General features: G+C 64.4%; 18 protein-coding genes and 1 pseudogene. 5 read left to right on the top strand and 14 right to left on the bottom strand.

What is annotated here, in order from left to right:
• Positions 1–11 precede the first annotated feature (11 nt).
• The 7 genes and pseudogenes from ACTHNZ_RS22475 to urtA form a co-directional block, all read right to left on the bottom strand.
• Entirely contained in the window at positions 12–314 is a 303-nt protein-coding gene (locus tag ACTHNZ_RS22475; protein ID WP_115536445.1) for an urease subunit gamma, read from the bottom strand.
• A 165-nt stretch (positions 315–479) separates the two neighbouring features.
• The gene (locus ACTHNZ_RS22470; RefSeq protein WP_440544789.1) at positions 480–1,382 is read right to left on the bottom strand and encodes an urease accessory protein UreD; all 903 of its coding nucleotides are present in this window, start codon (positions 1,380–1,382) and stop codon (positions 480–482) included.
• A gap of 62 nt (positions 1,383–1,444) precedes the next feature.
• Positions 1,445–2,137 (bottom strand): urea ABC transporter ATP-binding subunit UrtE, encoded by a 693-nt coding sequence (gene urtE, locus ACTHNZ_RS22465; RefSeq protein ID WP_440544788.1) that lies wholly within the window; start codon positions 2,135–2,137, stop codon positions 1,445–1,447.
• Positions 2,138–2,226: 89 nt separating this feature from the next.
• A pseudogene (gene urtD / locus ACTHNZ_RS22460) lies at positions 2,227–3,027 on the bottom strand (urea ABC transporter ATP-binding protein UrtD); the annotation flags it as partial.
• A 50-nt stretch (positions 3,028–3,077) separates the two neighbouring features.
• Positions 3,078–4,286 (bottom strand): urea ABC transporter permease subunit UrtC, encoded by a 1,209-nt coding sequence (urtC, locus tag ACTHNZ_RS22455; RefSeq protein WP_440544787.1) that lies wholly within the window; start codon positions 4,284–4,286, stop codon positions 3,078–3,080.
• Positions 4,283–5,896, bottom strand: a complete 1,614-nt coding sequence (gene urtB / locus ACTHNZ_RS22450; protein ID WP_440544786.1) for an urea ABC transporter permease subunit UrtB — start codon at positions 5,894–5,896, stop codon at positions 4,283–4,285. Before urtB ends, urtC begins: the two co-directional genes overlap by 4 nt.
• Positions 5,897–6,010: 114 nt before the next feature.
• On the bottom strand, positions 6,011–7,309 hold the full coding sequence (gene urtA / locus ACTHNZ_RS22445) for an urea ABC transporter substrate-binding protein (protein ID WP_440544785.1): 1,299 nt from the start codon (positions 7,307–7,309) through the stop codon (positions 6,011–6,013).
• Between the two features lie 572 nt (positions 7,310–7,881).
• Between urtA and ACTHNZ_RS22440 the strand changes: the two genes are divergently transcribed.
• The gene (locus ACTHNZ_RS22440) at positions 7,882–9,846 is read left to right on the top strand and encodes a hypothetical protein (RefSeq protein WP_440544784.1); all 1,965 of its coding nucleotides are present in this window, start codon (positions 7,882–7,884) and stop codon (positions 9,844–9,846) included.
• 143 nt (positions 9,847–9,989) lie between these two features.
• On the opposite strand, the gene ACTHNZ_RS22435 is transcribed toward ACTHNZ_RS22440, so the two are convergent.
• From ACTHNZ_RS22435 to ACTHNZ_RS22425, 3 genes are all read right to left on the bottom strand, one after another.
• On the bottom strand, positions 9,990–10,313 hold the full coding sequence (locus tag ACTHNZ_RS22435) for a rhodanese-like domain-containing protein (protein WP_440544783.1): 324 nt from the start codon (positions 10,311–10,313) through the stop codon (positions 9,990–9,992).
• Positions 10,314–10,389: 76 nt separating this feature from the next.
• Positions 10,390–11,043, bottom strand: a complete 654-nt coding sequence (locus ACTHNZ_RS22430; RefSeq protein ID WP_440544782.1) for a protein-L-isoaspartate O-methyltransferase family protein — start codon at positions 11,041–11,043, stop codon at positions 10,390–10,392.
• A 126-nt stretch (positions 11,044–11,169) separates the two neighbouring features.
• Positions 11,170–11,427 (bottom strand): hypothetical protein, encoded by a 258-nt coding sequence (locus tag ACTHNZ_RS22425; RefSeq protein ID WP_440544781.1) that lies wholly within the window; start codon positions 11,425–11,427, stop codon positions 11,170–11,172.
• 133 nt (positions 11,428–11,560) lie between these two features.
• Between ACTHNZ_RS22425 and ACTHNZ_RS22420 the strand changes: the two genes are divergently transcribed.
• From ACTHNZ_RS22420 to ACTHNZ_RS22410, 3 genes are all read left to right on the top strand, one after another.
• Positions 11,561–11,839 carry a YkgJ family cysteine cluster protein gene (locus tag ACTHNZ_RS22420; RefSeq protein ID WP_440544812.1) on the top strand — a complete coding sequence of 93 codons (279 nt, stop codon included), beginning with the start codon at positions 11,561–11,563 and terminating at the stop codon, positions 11,837–11,839.
• 12 nt (positions 11,840–11,851) lie between these two features.
• Positions 11,852–12,445, top strand: a complete 594-nt coding sequence (locus tag ACTHNZ_RS22415; protein WP_440544780.1) for a DUF1439 domain-containing protein — start codon at positions 11,852–11,854, stop codon at positions 12,443–12,445.
• Between the two features lie 93 nt (positions 12,446–12,538).
• A complete protein-coding gene (locus tag ACTHNZ_RS22410) occupies positions 12,539–13,375 on the top strand; it encodes an undecaprenyl-diphosphate phosphatase (RefSeq protein ID WP_440544779.1) in 837 nt (278 codons plus the stop codon).
• Between the two features lie 37 nt (positions 13,376–13,412).
• On the opposite strand, the gene trmB is transcribed toward ACTHNZ_RS22410, so the two are convergent.
• From trmB to ACTHNZ_RS22390, 4 genes are all read right to left on the bottom strand, one after another.
• Positions 13,413–14,186, bottom strand: a complete 774-nt coding sequence (gene trmB / locus ACTHNZ_RS22405; protein WP_440544778.1) for a tRNA (guanosine(46)-N7)-methyltransferase TrmB — start codon at positions 14,184–14,186, stop codon at positions 13,413–13,415.
• A gap of 210 nt (positions 14,187–14,396) precedes the next feature.
• Positions 14,397–14,600: a hypothetical protein gene (locus ACTHNZ_RS22400; protein ID WP_440544777.1), complete on the bottom strand. Its 204-nt coding sequence runs from the start codon at positions 14,598–14,600 to the stop codon at positions 14,397–14,399.
• Positions 14,601–14,850: 250 nt separating this feature from the next.
• Positions 14,851–15,294, bottom strand: coding sequence for a lysozyme inhibitor LprI family protein (locus ACTHNZ_RS22395; protein WP_440544776.1), 444 nt, complete (start codon positions 15,292–15,294; stop codon positions 14,851–14,853).
• A gap of 500 nt (positions 15,295–15,794) precedes the next feature.
• Complete coding sequence (locus ACTHNZ_RS22390) at positions 15,795–16,127, bottom strand: helix-turn-helix transcriptional regulator (protein WP_440544775.1); 333 nt, start codon at positions 16,125–16,127, stop codon at positions 15,795–15,797.
• Between the two features lie 1,233 nt (positions 16,128–17,360).
• Between ACTHNZ_RS22390 and ACTHNZ_RS22385 the strand changes: the two genes are divergently transcribed.
• On the top strand, positions 17,361–17,911 hold a 551-nt coding region (locus ACTHNZ_RS22385), incomplete at its 3' end, for a hypothetical protein (RefSeq protein ID WP_440544774.1).

The raw sequence follows: 17,911 nt of genomic DNA, 5'->3' as shown, positions 1-17,911 counted from the left end.
TGAGCTTGCCCTCAGGGGATCGGGTGATGGACGGTGACGAGCTTCGTGCCGTCGGGAAAGGTGGCTTCGATTTGGATCTCGGGAATCATCTCGGGCACGCCGTCCATGACGTCGTCGCGCGTGAGCAGTGTCGTGCCGTAGTGCATGACCTCGGCAACGGTCTTACCGTCGCGCGCGGCTTCCATCAGCGCGGCGGAGATGAACGCGACGGCTTCGGGATGATTGAGCTTCAAGCCGCGCGCGCGGCGTCGCTCGGCCAGCAAGGCGGCGGTGAACACGAGCAGCTTGTCTTTTTCTCGGGGCGTCAGTTTCATGGCGCGGGGCGCTCAAACGTTAATTCGATGAAAGGAGGAGGCCATCCGGCGCGGCCAAGATGGCCTGGCGCGGAGCAGCCGTTCGTGCCGCGATGAAGTGCGCGGTTATCGTAGCACCGGCACCGCCGCGGTAGGGGGAACTTGCGAGGCGGGAGGGACTGCGCACTACGTGCTCCACAGCCGCAGTGCCCGTGCGTCGACGCCATGCACGAGCGGGCGCAGCGTATGCCAGCAGTCGACGAGCATGTTTTGCAGCGCCTCCATCGAATGCGACAGCGCGCGCACGATCAGCACGCCCGGCGTGACGCACGAGGCGCCCGCGCACATGCGGGCATCGAACGGCAACCGCCGCGTCAGCGTCTCGGCGAGCGCATCGTCGCAGGCGGGCCCCACCGCCCACAGCGTTCCGTAGGCGGGAAAGCCGTCGAGCCCTTGGCGCGCCGTGCGCAGTGCGTCGCCGGCGGAGAGCTCGGCGCGCTCGAACCACAGGAGGTTGCCCGACGGGCCGAGAATGCGCGACGTGCTGGATAACGCGCCGGCGCTCCAGGTTTCGCCCCCGGCAATGCGGCCCAGTTGCGTCGCCTCCCAGCCGAGCGCCGTCGCACCTTCGGCGAGCGTCAGCGTGAAATCGAGCGCGATCTGCGCGCCCTCGAAGACGATATTGTTTTGCGGCAGCCAATCGAGCCGCGCGTCGGCGCCCACGGCCACGTCGATGCGCTGGCGCGCGAGCCGGCCGTTCGATTTGTACCATTTCGCGGCGCCCGGCGTCGTGAGCACGGCATGCGTCCCGGCGCCGAGCGACAGGTCCAGCGTCAGCGCGTCGCCGCCCGCGATTCCGCCAGGCGGATGGACGATCACGGCATGGCAAATTGCTTCGCCCTCGGGGTAGAGCGGCTTTTGCACGCGCAGCGGACCGACATGGCGGCGATGCGTCAGCGTCGTGCGCGTGCCGCGCCGCTCGAAGCCTAGTTCGAGATTCGCTTGCCAGCCGTCGGCGCGGCGGGGGCAGGCAGGGGCATCGTGGGCGGCCGCCGCGGGCGGTGAAGCGTCGAATACGTGAGAAGACATGAGAGGCGTCGGGCGTCGGCCATGCGCGCTTGAGAATGGGATCGAGCATAGCATCGGGCGTGTCAGACGGCGATCATCTCCCGGACGCCTTGCGCATCCATCTCGCTGCCGGCGCCGCCTGCGACGATCTCGCCGCGCCGCATCACCCAGTAGTGGTCGGCCAGCGCCTTTGCGAAGTCGTAGTACTGCTCGACGAGCAGCACCGTCATCCCTGTTTCGTCGACGAGCTTGCGCAGTGTCCGGCCGATCTCCTGGATGATCGAGGGCTGGATGCCTTCCGTGGGCTCGTCGAGGATCAGCAGGCGCGGCTCGCTCATCAGGGCCCGGCCGATCGCGAGCTGTTGCTGCTGGCCGCCCGAGAGATCGCCGCCGCGCCGCTTGCGCATGTCCTCGAGCACCGGGAAGAGTTGATAGATGCGCTCGGGCACTTGCGAGACGCCGCGCCGGCTCGCGGCGCCGACGAGCAGATTCTCCTCGACGGTCAGGCGCGCAAAGATCTCGCGGCCTTGCGGAACGTAGGCGATGCCGCGCGCCACGCGCGCGGGCGGCGCGAGCGCATCGAGCGCTTGTCCGCACCACGCGATCGTGCCGCTCTTGGCACGCACGACGCCCATCAGGCAGCGCATCAGCGTCGTCTTGCCGACACCGTTGCGGCCGAGCAGAACGGTGAGCGAGCCTTGCGGCACCTGCATCGTCACGTCGCGCAGGATATGGCTGCCGCCGTAAAACTGATTGAGTCCGGTCACGTCGAGCATCGATGCTTTCCTAAACGGTCTTTCTTGAATGACTGTGATGACTGTGCGTGCTTGCTGGGCAGTGCGGCTTTGCGTGAGCCGTCACCGGCTCAGCGGCCGAGATACGATTCGATGACGGCTTCGTCGCGCTTCACGTCGTCGAGCGTGCCCTGCGCGAGCACGCGCCCTTCCGCCATGACGGTCACGCGCGAATGGGCGCCGGCGAGCGCGGCGACGAACTCCATATCGTGTTCGACGACGATCATCGAACAGGTGCCGCGCAAGCGATCGAGCAAGGCCGCGAGCGCCATCGTCTCGTCGTCGGTCATGCCTGCGGCAGGCTCGTCGAGCAAGAGCAGCGCAGGCTGCTGCATGAGCAGCATGCCGATCTCGAGCCGTTGCTTTTGCCCATGCGAGAGCTCGCCGGCCGGCCGCCAAGCCTGAGATTCGAGGCCGATCGTGGCGAGCGTTTCCTCGATCCGGCCGACGGCCGCGCGCGTGAGCCGAGCGCGCAGCGTGGCATGCCACCGCTTGTCGGTCTTCATCGCGAGTTCGAGGTTTTCCCACACCGGATGCTGCTCGAACACCGTGGGCTTCTGAAACTTGCGGCCGATGCCCGCGCGGGCGATCGACGGCTCGTCCATGCGCGTGAGATCGAGCGTCTGCCCGAGGAAGACTCGCCCCCGATCGGGGCGCGTGCGGCCTGTGATGACATCCATCATCGTCGTCTTGCCTGCCCCGTTGGGGCCGATGATGCAACGCAGCTCGCCGGTGTCGAGCGTCAGCGATAGCCCGTTCAACGCACGAAATCCATCGAAGCTGACCGTCACGTCCTCGAGATAGAGAATCGTGCCGTGCGTGACGTCGATTGCGCCAGGCTCGACGAGGTGCGCCATCGGCGCATCGCCCGCGGGCGGAACGTGGCTTTCCACGGCCATGTCGGCGGGTGTCCCGATCGTCGTCATTTGCCGGCCCTCCGCGCAAAGAGCGCCGTGGCCAGGCCTGCGAGGCCGCGCGGCAGCGCCAGCGGCACGACGACGAACAGCGCACCGAGAAAGAACAGCCAGTATTCGGGCAGATACGCGGTAAACATGCTGCGCGCCGCGTTGACGGCAAAGGCGCCGGCGATCGGTCCGAGCAGCGTACCGCGCCCGCCCACGGCGACCCATATCGCCATTTCGATCGAACTGGCCGGCGACATTTCGCTGGGATTGATGATGCCGACCTGCGGCACGTACAGAGCGCCGGCGATCGCGCACAGCACGGCCGATACGGTCCAGACGAAGAGCTTGTAGGCGAGCGGGCTGTAGCCGAGGAACATCAAGCGCGTTTCGCTATCGCGCATGGCCGTGACGACGCGGCCGAGCTTCGACGTGACGATGGCACGCGCACCGACGAACGCAAGCACGAGTGCGGCGAACGTCAGCAAGAAAAGCGTGACGCGCGTGTAGGGGTGCGTGATCGAAAACCCCGCGATGCGTTTGAAGTCGGTGAACCCGTTGTTGCCGCCGAAGCCCGTTTCGTTGCGATAAAACAGCAGCATGGCCGCATAGGTGACCGCTTGCGTGATGATCGACAAATAAACGCCTTGCACGCGCGAGCGGAAAGCAAAGAAGCCGAAGGTCCAGGCGAGCAGCGCGGGCACGACGAGCACGAGCGCGAGCGCGTACCAGAGGTGCTCGGTGCCGTGCCAGAACCAGGGCAGCTCATGCCAGTTGAGGAACACCATGAAATCGGGCAAATCGCTGCCGTAGACGCCGTCGTGTCCGATCGAGCGCATGAGGTACATGCCGATCCCGTACCCGCCGAGCGCGAAGAACAGGCCGTGGCCCAAGCTCAGGATGCCGCAATAACCCCAGACGAGATCGAGCGCGAGCGCCGCGATCGCATAGCACATGAACTTGCCGCCGATCGTCAGCGTATAGGCCGACAGATGAAGCGCGCTCGACGAGGGCAGCACGAGCGCGGCGATCGGCACGCCAAAGCCGACGACGAGCACGAGCGCAACGAGCGCACGCCAGGCAGGGGGAGACAGCAGCGGATGCCGCTGCCCGAGCGCGAGTGCCGCGGGGCGCGGCGCGAGAGACGCCTCGCCGGCGGCGTGGGCCGATGAGCCCGCGTCGTGCGCCGCCGCGACCGGGGGATCGAAAGAATGCATTGCGGGCCTCATGCGCTGCGCCCTTTCAGGGCGAATAGCCCCTGCGGACGCTTCTGAATGAACAACACGATCAGCACGAGCACGGCGATCTTGGAGAGCACGGCCCCCGAAAGCGGTTCGAGCGCCTTGGTGAGAATCCCGAGCCCGAAGCTGCCGAGCACCGTGCCGGCCAACTGCCCGACGCCGCCGAGCACGACGGCCATGAACGAATCGACGATATAGCTTTGGCCGAGATCGGGGCCCACGTTGCCGATCTGCGAAAGTGCGCAGCCGCCTAGGCCGGCGATGCCGGCGCCGAATGCGAACGCATAGGTATCGATGAATGCGGTTTTGACGCCGACGCACGCGGCCATCCCGCGGTTCTGCGTGACGGCGCGCACGAACAGTCCGAGCCGCGTGCGCGTGAGCACGGCCCAAGCGACGGCGACGACGCCGAGCGAGAACGCAAGAATGACGATGCGGTTGTACGGAAGGATCAAGTCCTGCATGACGGTGATGCCGCCCGTCATCCAAGCCGGGTTCGCGACCTGAACGTTCTGCGCACCGAATAGCGTGCGCGTGGCTTGCATGAGGACGAGGCTCGCGCCGAACGTCGTCAGCAGCGTTTCGAGCGGCCGGCCATATAGGCGCTTGAGCACGAGCCGTTCGAGGCCGATGCCCACGAGCGCGGCGGCGATGAACGATGCGGGCACCGCGGCGAGCGGATACCAGTCGAACGCGCTCGGCGCATAGTGCCGAAACGCGTTTTGAACGACATAGGTGGCATAGGCGCCGATCATCAGGAATTCGCCGTGCGCCATGTTGATGACGCCGATGACGCCATAGGTGACCGCGAGCCCGAGTGCGGCCAACAGCAGCACACTGCCAAGCGAGATGCCCGCGAACAGCGTGCCGGCGATGCGGCTGTTGCGTTCGATCGCGTCGAGCGCGTCGATGCCACGTTGCGCGGCCGTGCGCACGCGCGGATCGGCTTCGGCGAACGTGCCGTCCGGGCGCTTGGCGACGAGCGGCCGCAAGAGCGGATAGACGTCGAGGTCGTGCCGCGCGGCGACGAGTTGGACGGCTTCGAGCCGCTTGGCCGGGTCCGCATCGGTGAGTGCCGTCGTGGCCCACAATACGTCGAGCCGATGCTTGAGCGCGGCATCGGTTTCCTTCGCGCGGGCTGCCTCGATGAATGGCTTCATCGACGGGTCCGGGTTCGCCAGCAGCGTATCGGTGGCATGGCGGCGCACGGCCGCGTCCGGCGAGCTCAGCTGCGCCGCGGCCAGCGCACGCGTGACTTTATTGCGCAGCAGGTTGTTGAGCGTGACCGGTTGGGCGTCGCCGATGTCGACGCTTTGGCCGGAGACGACATCATGCCCTTGCGTGTCGCTGCCGTTCGCTTCGACCAGCACGCGGCCGGCGTCCGTTGCAAATGCACGATCGTCGGCGAGCGCGCCGAGCAGCTCGAGCGCGGCCGGATCATGCTTGGCCGCGAGCGTATCGATGGTTGCGGCTTTCGCTTCGAAGTCGTCGCCCGCGAGCGGCGCGACGTCCGACGCGGTCAAGGCGAATGCCGTTGGGGTGACGAGCGAGCACGCAAGCGCGGCAATGAGCGTGCATCGGCGTAGAGATCGATTCATGGGGCCAGGCATGGGAGGGCGGCGGTCCAAGGGCGAGCGGGCGGAGCGCGAGGCGCGGTCGAATGCGCCTCGCGATGCCTCGCGTGAGAGCGTTGCGATCGAGCGAGCCTCGGCTTAGGCGACGCTGCGTCGGCTCAAGAACTCGCGGATCGAGCTGACGACGTCGGGCTTGCCTTGGTTGCCCGCGATGTACGGGCTCCACGGTTGCGCACGAATGGGCGCCTTCGTTTTCCAGACGATGTTGAACTGACCATCGGCCCGCACTTCGCCGATCATGACGGGCTTGTGCAGATGATGGTTGCCGTCCATCGTCAACGTGAAACCCGACGGTGCCGCGACCGTTTGCCCGATCATCGCCGCACGCACCTTGTCGACGTCGGTGCTCTTGGCCTTCTCGACGGCTTGCTTCCACATGTGGATGCCGACGAACGTCGCCTCCATCGGATCGTTCGTGACGCGCTTGCTGCCGCCGGGCAGGTTCTGCGATTTGACCCATTCGGCCCATTGCGCCTTGAACTTCGTGTTGGCCGGGCTCTTGATCGACATGAAGTAATTCCAGGCGGCGAGTTGGCCGACGAGCGGCTTCGTGTCGATCCCGCGCAATTCCTCTTCGCCGACGGAGAATGCGACGACGGGGATGTCCGTCGCTTTGATCCCTTGATTGCCGAGCTCTTTATAGAACGGCACGTTCGAGTCGCCGTTGATGGTCGAGATGACGGTGGTCTTGCCGCCTTGCGCGAACGCTTTGATGTTGGCGACGATCGTCTGGTAGTCGCTATGCCCGAACGGCGTGTAGACCTCCTGAATGTCGGCATCGCTGACGCCTTTCGAATGCAGGAAGGCACGCAGGATCTTGTTCGTCGTGCGCGGATAAACGTAATCGGTGCCGAGCAGGAAGAAGCGTTTCGCGCCGCCGCCATCGGCGCTCATCAGATATTCGACCGCGGGAATGGCCTGCTGATTCGGCGCCGCACCCGTATAGAACACGTTGCGCGACATCTCTTCGCCTTCGTATTGAACGGGGTAATAGAGCAGGCCGTTCAACTCCTCGAAAACGGGCAATACCGATTTGCGCGACACGGATGTCCAGCAGCCGAATACGCAGGCTACTTTGTCCTGCGTGAGCAGTTGCCGGGCTTTTTCGGCGAACAGCGGCCAATTCGATGCCGGGTCTACGACGACGGGCTGGATTTGACGCCCAAGGACACCGCCGTTCTTGTTGATTTCGGCGATCGTCATGAGCGCCGTGTCTTTGAGCGAGGTTTCCGAAATCGCCATCGTGCCCGACAACGAATGCAAGATGCCGACTTTGATCGGCCCGCCCGACGACGCTGCGCGAACGAACGGGGCTTGCCCCGCGAGCGCCAGCGCGCCGGAGAGCGAACCAAGCTTCAACAAGCTACGACGTTTCATGTGCTTCCCCTTGCCGATGCTGAAATAGCGTTTGTTGGAGTAGGCCGCGCGATACAGGTATCGACTCGGCGTCGATGCGCACGCGCGGGCCGCCGTGCAACGCAAGGGGTATGCCAATCACGGCTGCACCGTAGCGGACCGCTTGCGTGGCGGGCGCCAACGTACCCGTGCGGCTCGCGGTGGGGCATGCAAAGGCCAAATTGGTGCGCGACGCGCCGGTAGTGGGTGCAGTGCGCGATGTTGGTGAACGTGTCTGCACCGACGGCACGGAAACCCGGCGATAGACGGCCGTTCGACGTCGCGCCGTCCGTCGCGGGGACGATGCTCCGGCAAAGCTGTTATTTAGGAATACGAACCGACGATCGATTCACGAGCCGTCGAATATCGACGGGATTTTAAGGCGATAAGCGCTCGGCTAGTCGCTCGGGATGGGGGCTTGCATGGTGTGTCGGAATGCTTTCATAATGCATTCGCCTGATTCGAAGCATGAACTGAATTCGGAGCGGGTGTAACAAAATAGAAATATTTTCGATTTAATCGAAGATAACGACCATTCCATAGAGAAACGACACATGATCGTGAAAAAAGAGATGCGGGGGCCGTCTAGGACGGGGTTTGCGTGGGCGGCAATGGGGGCATTGGCGCTATTCGCACTGGCCGGTTGCGGGGGCGGAGGAGGAGGGGCCAGCACGGCACCGACCGTTTCGCAGGTGTCGCTGCAAGGCACCGCGGCCGTCGGCTCGCCGCTGGCCGGCGCCAACATCACCGTCATCGATGCGAAGGGCGCAACGGCCACGACCACGGCCGATGCCAGCGGCAACTATACGATTTCGGTTACGGGCATGACGGCACCGCTCGTGATCCTGGCCTCGGATCCGCAGGGCGTCGCCTCGACGCAAGTCTCGGTGCTGGCCGCACTGACGAGCGGCAGCGCGACGAACATCGTCAACGTGACGACGCTCACCACGGCGGTGAGCGCATGGCTCACGAGTTCGGGCAATCCTTCCGATCTGGCATCGAGCAGCAGCACGCTGGCTGCCGTCACGCCGGCTAGCGTGGCCGCGGCAGTGGCCAATCTGAAGTCGGCGCTGTCGGCGATCCTTGCCGCCAACGGTGTCAGCGCGGCGTCGTTCGATCCGATCGGCGCGCCGTTCACGGCGAACCATACGGGGTTGGATGGCGTCATCGACTCGATCCAAGTCATCAACGATCCGTCCGGCGGCGTGGACCTGATCTCGACCGCGGACCCATCGACGAGCATTCCCCTGAAAAACGGCGCGAGCGCGCCCACGACGCTGCCCGCGCCGCCCGCCGTGGGCGATTATCTCGGCCCGCTCGCCTCGGCGCTCTCGCAATGTCTGGCCGGCACGACCTCGGCGTGCGGCACGGCGATCGACGCGAACTACCTCGAGAACGGGTTCAGCACGTTTGCAAGCGCTCATGCGGGCATTGCCACGTCGGGCGCGACGGTCTTTGCCCCGCGCACGCTCGAGTTCTTCAAGCGCAACACCACGCAAGAAGCGCTGATCGAAGTGCCGTACAAGCTGCCGAGCGGCATGTTCGGCACGATCGTCACCGTGGTGCAGAAGCTGGGGAACGGGAACTGGGACATCATCGGCAACCAGCAGCCGTTCGACGTGTCGATTTCGTCGTTCCTCGAGCGGCGTCAATTCCTCGACGCGAGCGAAGTGCAGTTCGGCCGTTACGAGTCGGGCCTCACCATCAGCGTACCCGCCGGCGCCGCCGGCACGCCGAACCCGACTACGCTCGCGTCGGTCGGCGTCACGGGTCCGGGGATCAACGGCACGGCTTTCCTCGTGCCGCGTTCGGGCGTCGGCAACAGCACCTTCGGCCTCACGAGCACCGCTCAGGCCCAGCCGCCCGTCGGCGGCGCGACCACGTCGTCGAACACGAGCTTGTACCGGTGGTCATGGCTGGCGCTCGGCGGCAGCGCGAATGCGACGTTCACGCCGGGCGCGGGCGGCCTCGGTTTCTACACACCTGCACCGATCGACGTCTCGCAAGTCCCTGCGTTCGCTACGTACACCGTCACGTTCTACGATTCGACGGGCACCGCGATCGGTCAGTCGTTCTCGGTCGTGAATCCGACGCCGTCGCTGGCCGCGTCGGCGGGCCGCGGCGTCTTCTGGCAAGATCTGACCGCCGACACGGTCGCGAACGTGTTGACGCCCGGCGGTTCGCTGGCGGGCGTGCAAGCTGCACCGACGCTGTCATGGTCGAACCTCGTGAACGGCGCGCCGCTCGCTCCGCTCGTCACGCAAGCGCAAATACAAGCGTCGCCGGGCACGGGCGTGGGCGGCAGCGAAGTCGACGGCTGGTGGAACGGGCCGGCATCGTTCGCCGCAAGCGGCAGCTATTCGGCCGCCGTCACGGCTGGCGTTGCGCAGTCGGGCGTTCAGCAATGCAATAGCGCGTGCGCATTCCCGGCGCTGCAGGCAGGCGCATCGCGGCTCGTGCAGCTCAATTGGTCGTTCGGCCGCATGCAGTTCTTCAACATTTGGCGATACAACGACTAAGCTCGGCGAGCCGGCAGGGGCGACCGCTCGGTTCGCCCTTGCGTCCCGGCCGTTCATCGCATCGCACGAAAAAAAAGACGCCGGCCTGGTGACAGGCCGGCGTCTTTTCATTGCAGCGATCGACGATACGATCGGTGCTTCGTTCAATAAAGCGGCACCTTCGGATCGACCTGGCGCGACCATGCATCGATCCCGCCTTGCAGGTTGAAGACGTTCTTGAAGCCGCGTCCTTCGAGGAACATCCCGACGTTGGCGCTGCGTGCGCCGTGATGGCAGATGCAGACGATCTGCGCATCGTCGTCGAGCTCTTCGCTGCGGGCCGGGATGTCGCGCATCGGAATCTCCACGCAGCCGGGGATGTGGGCGGTGGCGACTTCCCACGGCTCACGGACGTCGAGCAAGATCGGAGCGGGGCGCGACGTGTCGGCCAGCCATTCGGCGAGTGCGGGTGCGGTCAGATTTTGCATGGCGGACGATCGGTGGAACGGACGGTACGGGACTGAGCGGCACGGCCTTTCGGCTGCGCCGCCCGAAGCGACGAATTCAGAACTTGAAGCGCGGCGGCTGAACGGCGTTGACGAGCGGCTCGATGAACGTCTCGAACACGTCGGCCACGCGGAATTGCTTTTCGTCGATGCGGGTGATGACTTGCGCCTTCATGACGGGCGCCGTGCCGACGAACGCGGCGAGCCGGCCGCCGATCTTCAACTGCTCGAGCATTTCCTGCGGCAGCACGGGCAAACCGCCCGAGACGCAGATGACGTCATACGGGGCGCCCGTGGGCCAGCCACGCGCGCCGTCGCCAAGCGCGACTTCCGCGTTCTTCACGCCGTTCTCGGCGAGGTTTTGCTTCGCGAGCTCGACCAGTTCGGGTTTGATGTCGATGGTCAGCACGTGGCGGGCGCGGTGCGCGAGCAGCGCCGCCATGTAGCCCGAACCGGCGCCGATTTCCAGCACGGTTTCATGCTTCTTCAGTGCCAACTCTTGCAGGATGCGCGCTTCGACGCGCGGGAACAGCATGTGTTCGCCCGTGGGCAGCGGCACTTCGAGATCGGCGAATGCGATCTCGCGGTAGGCGGCGGGGACGAAGTTTTCGCGCTTGACGACCGACAGCAGATTCAGCACGTCCTGGTCCAGCACGTCCCAGGGGCGAATTTGTTGTTCGATCATGTTGAAACGGGCTTGCTCGATGTTCATGGCGACTTATCGGACTATCGGACTTGAGACGGGACGTTGCGGTTCGGTGCGACGGAAAGAAACCTCGGGATTGTACCAAACCGGACGCGGCGGCCGATCGACGTACTCGGCGGTTGCCGATGTTCGTCAGCGCTTGCTGCGTTTGATCTGCGCTTCGAACGCCACGTCGAGCTTGCTGACGCGCCTGGGCTTGGCGGGTGCAATGGCGTCGACGAATGCGACGAATGCGTCGAGCGGCAGCGGCTCCGAGAGCGGCAGCTCGACCCCGCTCGCCCGATCGATCAGACGAAACAGGCCGCCGGGCATGCCGATGGCCGCGTAATGGGTGTTGCCGGTGCGCTCCTTGAGCTTTTGCACCGCGGAAATGGCGCGCGTGCCGCGCATGCTTCGATCCTCGTAAAATCGCGGGTGAAGCGTCTATTTTACCAAGCCGCGCGTCCGCGCGGCGCCGCGAGCCCTTATTCGAGTCTTTGCAGTGAACGTCTCCGGTTTCAGCCCCCGTTCGTCGCCCGTGCCCATGCCCGAGCACGCCTGCCGCCCCGGCTGCGGCGCCTGTTGCATCGCGCCGTCGATCACGAGCCCGATTCCCGGCATGCCGAACGGCAAGCCGGCCGGCGTGCGCTGCGTGCAGCTCGACGAGCAAGCGCGCTGCCGCATCTTCGGGCGGCCCGAGCGTCCCGCCTGCTGCTCCGGCCTGCAGCCGCAGCCGCAGATGTGCGGCGCGTCCGCTGCGCAAGCACTTGCATGGCTCACGCAACTCGAAGCCGACACGCGGCCGGCCGATGTTCATCCCTAGGAGATATTCCGCATGACGCATTCCGTTGCGCCGCGTCGGCGCAAGTTGCTGGGCGCGATGTGCATCGCGCTTGCCGGCGCGAGCCTTGGCTTGTCGCTCGGCGCCTGCGCGAGCTCGACGTTCCCGTTCATCCCCGATCACTACACGTTTTCGCGCGCGCAAGTGCAGACGGCCGTGGCACGCAAGTTTCCGTTCCACCGAACGGTATCGCAGCTGTTCGACGTCGCGTTGACGAACCCGGTCGTCGGTTTCGAGCCGGACGCCAACCGTGTCACCGTTCACGTCGACGCGCACGTCGAAAGCCCATTCTTGCAAACGCCCGTCGACGGCGGGTTTCTGCTCACGAGCCGGCTCGAATACGATGCGCCGAGCCATGCGGTCGTACTGAGGGCGCCGAGCGTCGAGCGCGTCGATGCCGACGGCCAGGCGCGCGCTTACCAGCAGCAGCTCCAGGCGGCCGGCGCGGTCGCCGCCGCGCAGTTGCTCGACGGCTACCCGATCTACACGTTCAAGCCCGAGCAGCTGCAATTCGCCGGCGTGAACTTCGAACCCGGTACAATCACGATCCTTACAAACGGCATACGCGTGCAGATCGTCGAAAAGTGACGATGGCAATGGCAGCGAGGGTCCCGGCACCCCACCGCGAGGGGTCGGGCGCCGGCTGCCTGGCCTGCTCGCACTGATCGAGGGAGGGCATCGATGGACTGGGTTTTGATCGGCAAGGCACTGATTCTCGGCATGGTAGAAGGGCTGACCGAGTTTCTTCCCGTCTCCAGCACGGGGCATCTGATCGTCGTCGGCAGCTTGCTGAATTTCGGCGGCGCCGCGGCGAAGACGTTCCATGTCGTCATCCAGTTCGGCGCCATTCTCGCCGTCTGCTGGGAATACCGGCAGCGGATCGGCCGATTGACCGCCGGCATTTGGGGCGATGGGACACAACGCCGTTTCGCGCTGAACGTCGTCATCGCCACGATCCCGGCCGTCGTGCTGGGCCTCTCGTTCGAAGCCGTCATCAAAGAAGCGCTGTTCGCGCCGCTGCCCGTTGCGCTTGCGCTCGTGGCCGGGGGGCTCGTCATCCTATGGGCTCAAGCGCGCGAGCGCCGGCTCGGCGAAGCGTCGGGCCGCATCCGGACACTCGACGAACTGCGTCCGCTCGATGCGCTCAAGGTGGGGTTCGCGCAGTGCTGCGCGTTGATTCCGGGCGTGTCGCGCTCGGGCTCGACGATCATCGGTGCGATGCTGCTCGGCGTCGAGCGGAAAGTCGCGACCGAGTTCTCGTTCTTTCTGGCGATTCCCGTCATCGGCGGAGCGACGCTTTACGAACTCGTCAAACATCGCGGCACGGCGTTCGTCGATATGGCCGACATCCTGACGGTGGGCACGGCTGCCGCGTTCGTCAGCGCGTTCATTTGCGTGCGCTGGCTGCTACGTTATCTCGCCACGCACGATTTCACCGCATTTGCTTGGTACCGCATCGCATTCGGGATGGTCGTGCTCGTCGTCGGCTATGGCGATGCGCTCAATTGGGGCGCGTAGGCAAGCCGCGCCGTGACGCGGAGCGCGGCCTGTTTTTTCAAGGCGTGCGGCGCTTGAAGACGAGATCCCATACACCGTGGCCGAGCCGCAGGCCGCGCCGCTCGAATTTCGTCACGGGGCGGTAGTCGGGCCGCGGCGCGTAGTCTCGGGCCGTGTTCTCGAGCGATGGCTCGGCGCCGAGCACCTCGAGCATCTGCTCCGCGTAGTTCTGCCAATCGGTTGCGCAGTGCAGATAGGCGCCGGGCTTCAAGCGCGATGCCAACAGCGCGACGAACGGCGGTTGGATCAGCCGGCGCTTATGATGCCGCGCCTTATGCCACGGATCGGGAAAGAAGATGTGGGCGCCGTCGAGCGTGCCGGGCGCGATCATCTGTTCGATGACCTCCACCGCGTCGTGCTGAACGATTCGGATGTTCGTCAACGATTGCTCGCCGACGAGCTTCAGCAGGGCGCCCACACCGGGCTCGTGCACCTCCACGCCGATGAAATCGTCGCTGGGTCGTGCGGCGGCGATCTCCGCCGTCGTCGCGCCCATCCCGAAGCCGATCTCGAGCACGCGCGGCGCTTGGCGGCCGAACAGCGCGTCCCAGTCGGCGGGGGTGGGCGAGTAGGGGACGACGAAGCGCGGGCCTAGTTCGTCCATGGCGCGGCGTTGGCCTGTCGATACGCGGCCCGCACGCGTGACGAAACTGCGGATGCGGCGGGGATAGAGGGCGGGGCCGTCGGTGGAAAGCGGCGTTGCTTCGCCGTCTTGGTCAGCCGTGTCGGGTGTATCGGGCGGCAGGCCCGTATCGTTCGGATCGTGGATCATGATTTCTGAAGCAGTCGGAGGCGTACCCGCCCGGCGACATTAAAAAAGCCGCCGGCGCGGGCGGCTTGCATATCGAGCGCGCGCCGGCGCATAGCCGGCATGAAGCGGTGGGCGAGATTGTAGACGAGAGCGCGAAGCGCGTGAAATCTCAGGGGTGCTTGCTCGCGCGCGAGGCGCGATTGCATGGGCGGCGTGGATCGCGTCGGTCGCTCAATCCGAGACGATCACATGGATGCGGTTGGGGAATTCGAGCATGAACTCGCGCGTGCGGCCGATCCGCACATCGAGCAGGAGGCGCTCGACGTCTTGGAGCATCTGCTGGCTGCGCTGCGTATCGTGCGGCTTGTCGCGTATGTCGGTCGTGAGCGCTTGGCGCGTATCGACGAGCAACCCGACTGCGCTCGTGCGTGACATGAAATACCGTTCCATCTTTGTTGTTTGCAGAAAAAATGGACAGGCGGCCGCGCGCGTCGCGGTTGGCCGAGCCTTCTATCGACAGCAGCGAACACCGGAAATTCCTCGATGCCCGACACCGTGCCGTCCGTTCCCCGAGCGAATGCCGTGGCGCGCAGCGCGAGGTTTAGTTTGCTCGCGCGGCGCGAAAGCCGACGATCACACAATGAGGGGTCGCGCCGTGTTTTTCAAGCGCGGCGTGACAGCGGCTTTATGGGCAGCTGTTCGACGACAGTGTTTGCATCATTTGCTTGGTGCGATCGGTCGCGCACATCGCGACGGCGGCCGACAGCATCGAGCCGCCGCCCCATTGCTGCTCGGCCGATTTTCGGCAAGTTGCATCGCGGCGCTTTTGCCAGGCGGCGACCTTTTTCGCGAGCACGGCGCCGCACTGCGGCGAGGTGGCGCGTTTCTCCTCGATGAGGTGCCGCAGCGTGCGTTCGGCCGCGAGTTCATCGCGCCAGGCGCAGAACTTCATGCTGGTTTGGTTCGCGTCGCAGTTCGCGAGCAGCATCGTAACTTGCAACGGGCTCACGCCGCTACGCTCGGCCAATTCGTCGGTGAGCGTTTGCGCGGAGGCAGCCGCGGCCGCGGCCGACACCGATAGCAGGGCGAGCAGTAAGAAGGTGCGTTTCGTTGGTCTTTCCGCCGACATGACAGGCTCACGCCATCAGAGGCAACTTACCGACTCCGGATGAAGCGCTGAGAGAGAACTGCAGCGGGTGATCGGAATCTTGACCTAGAAACCCGCAGCGCCGTGGGCGTAGGCGACACGGAGGGTGCGGGTATGCAGCTCGAGTTCGCCAAAAAGCCGCAGTGCAGTATAGCAAGTCTCGCGGGGGGGGGAGGGTCAGCCCGTAGTTCATGCGTAGCCACCGATGAGAGCACCTGGGCGACGAGCATGGAGATTGGATCAGGCATCTGGCGGCCGTTCGCAGAAGAAGCAGTCGGGCAGGATGGCCGATGCAACGCGGTCGATGTCGTGCGCAGACACGCCGCAGGCGAAGAAGCACAGCCTCGCGTCGCGCCAGATAGCGATTACCGTAGCGAAATCGCGCAATCTGGGTGCCGTCCGGCAAGGTCTATACGCGCAATAGTGCCGCCGGCACCGTTTCGAGGCTGCCAGCGAGCTGGATGTAGACGTAGGCCTTGCGTTCAGAAGTCATAATCGTTGCTGGCCTTACGCGGCTTCCCTGCTCGGCTGGGGCGCCGGGCGGCTTCGAGTGCCTTGCCGTGCAGATCGGCATCTGGATCGGCGACGCCGTCCAGCGTCCGATCCAGTCCCAACGCCCATAGCACCGTAAAGCACACGCCGAGCGCGGTGCCGGCCTTGCACAGTTCCAGCGCAGTGAGGGTATTGCGATTGATGCCCACTTTGCTCGCCAGATCGGCTACGGACCAACCGCGCCGGATGCGCGCGAGCCGGATTCGGTGGCCCAGTTGGGTCACCTGTTCGGCGACGCGCACGGGGATATCCAGTCTGCTCATTTAAGTAGGCATTGTTCAGGTTAATGCCTAAAATAATAGGCGAAAACTGAGGTGAAGCAAACCGGGATTGCTTCGTTTGACTGCTTTATCGAGCGAGGGAGGGTTTAATGCCTACTATATTGGGCAAATGGGCTGCGTGCCGGTTTACGGTCCATGAACGCTGCGCGGCTTCCCTGGCCCGGTGGCGGGTGCGCGCGCGACGTCCTGGCGACTGCACTGCAGCGCGCAACCGGTCGGAAACGACATGTCGGGCAACGTGGATGCTGCTGACGCGATGACAGAGGGGGGGACGTTTGAGCCGCTGCAGGGACGCTAACGTACGGTCTCGCGGAAAACTCGAGAGGCACTTACCGAGCCCGGTTGAATCGCGGGGTTAGGTGATGTATGGAGCGGGCGATGGGAATCGAAGGCTCCTACACGCGCATCCGCAACACTTTGATTTTAAAGGAACATGGCGCGGGTAACCCAACCCCATGTCGGATACAAGTGTAGGAGTTTACCAGAAGGCTACGCGCCGCAGCCTTCCGGCGTAGTGACAGTGACGGTGCCGTGTTTCGCGGGTTGTATCATAAGCGCCATGACCTTCCGCAGATGGAGTTCCAACTATGCCGACAATGTGGTTTGCGAAGGATGGCCCGCGCCCGAATAGTCAGTCTGGGCCAGGGGTGCCGATCACTTTCGAAGAAGCTGAAGCGATTATCGGCTCTCGACAGGCGATATTCGTGGGAGTTGAAGCGCCTAGTATCAACGCAGACCAGCCCTCATATTCGATCAAGAACGTTGTGCTTGAGGTCGAGCCGGATGAAGGTGCTAGCGCACGGTTGTCAGAGATCGGGTTCTATGTGATCGCGGGTATCTCGCCTTCGGAGGCGGAGGGTGTGCTGGAGTCACATCGGAATAGCGTCTAACGTCTCGCCGAACAGACAGCCCGGCATTGAGCGACTCCTATAAGGATTGACGATCCGCGGTCTCGATTGAAGGACGCGATACCTTCGAACGTCCGCGGCAATCCTAGGACCCCCTACCTTTGTGCGTGGTCCGGTTCGCGCGCTCATCGGTGTTCCGTAGATGGACGTTCGCGACGCTAAGCGAGCCAGGCACGGGGAGCATCGCCGAACTGTGAGAGCGAGTTTGAGAAGCGCTCCCTAGCTCGCTCATCGAGTCTGATGGCCGTATCATTCAGCCGAAGTGCCTAACCGAGTGGATGGTATGGCCACTATTGGGAACGACAAAATGACGGACAATTCGCATCAGCAAGCGGATGATCAGACGCGCGAAGAACCTAGTGCGTCGAATTTGGACGAAATTATCGATCGGGGCGCACTCGGCCCTGAGCCGTCGGAGTCGTATCTCGAGCGCCTGCGGATGCTCGACGAGATTGTGCGTGAGTGCATCTTCGTTTCTCGTTCCTATGGGGGCATTCCGTCGCCCACCAGCCAACATTTTTATGCGTCGGTTCTGTTCACGCTCATGATTACCAAGTGCGTGAGCCTTCTGATGCTCGCACCGCACACGCCTTGGGCTGAGAAGAAGATCGAGCATTGGGACTATAGCTCGATGACTGGCATTGCTCGCACAATCATCGAACTGCGTGTCGCTTTCTATTATCTGTGCGCGGATCAATGCCCCGAGGATGAATGGCAGTTTCGCTGGAATTTATTTAACCTTCACGATTGCACATCGCGAATCCGCATGTTCGAGGCGCTCGAAGATGCACAGCAGGTAGAAGCTTTGCGCGAGACTGCGGAGGAACTTCGATCACGCTTACTCGCAAATCCATTCTT

This window comes from Trinickia sp., assembly GCF_051953955.1.
Classification (GTDB): domain Bacteria; phylum Pseudomonadota; class Gammaproteobacteria; order Burkholderiales; family Burkholderiaceae; genus Trinickia.
The sequence above is the reverse complement of the archived record's forward strand: the minus strand, read 5'-3'. Positions and strand labels throughout refer to the sequence as shown.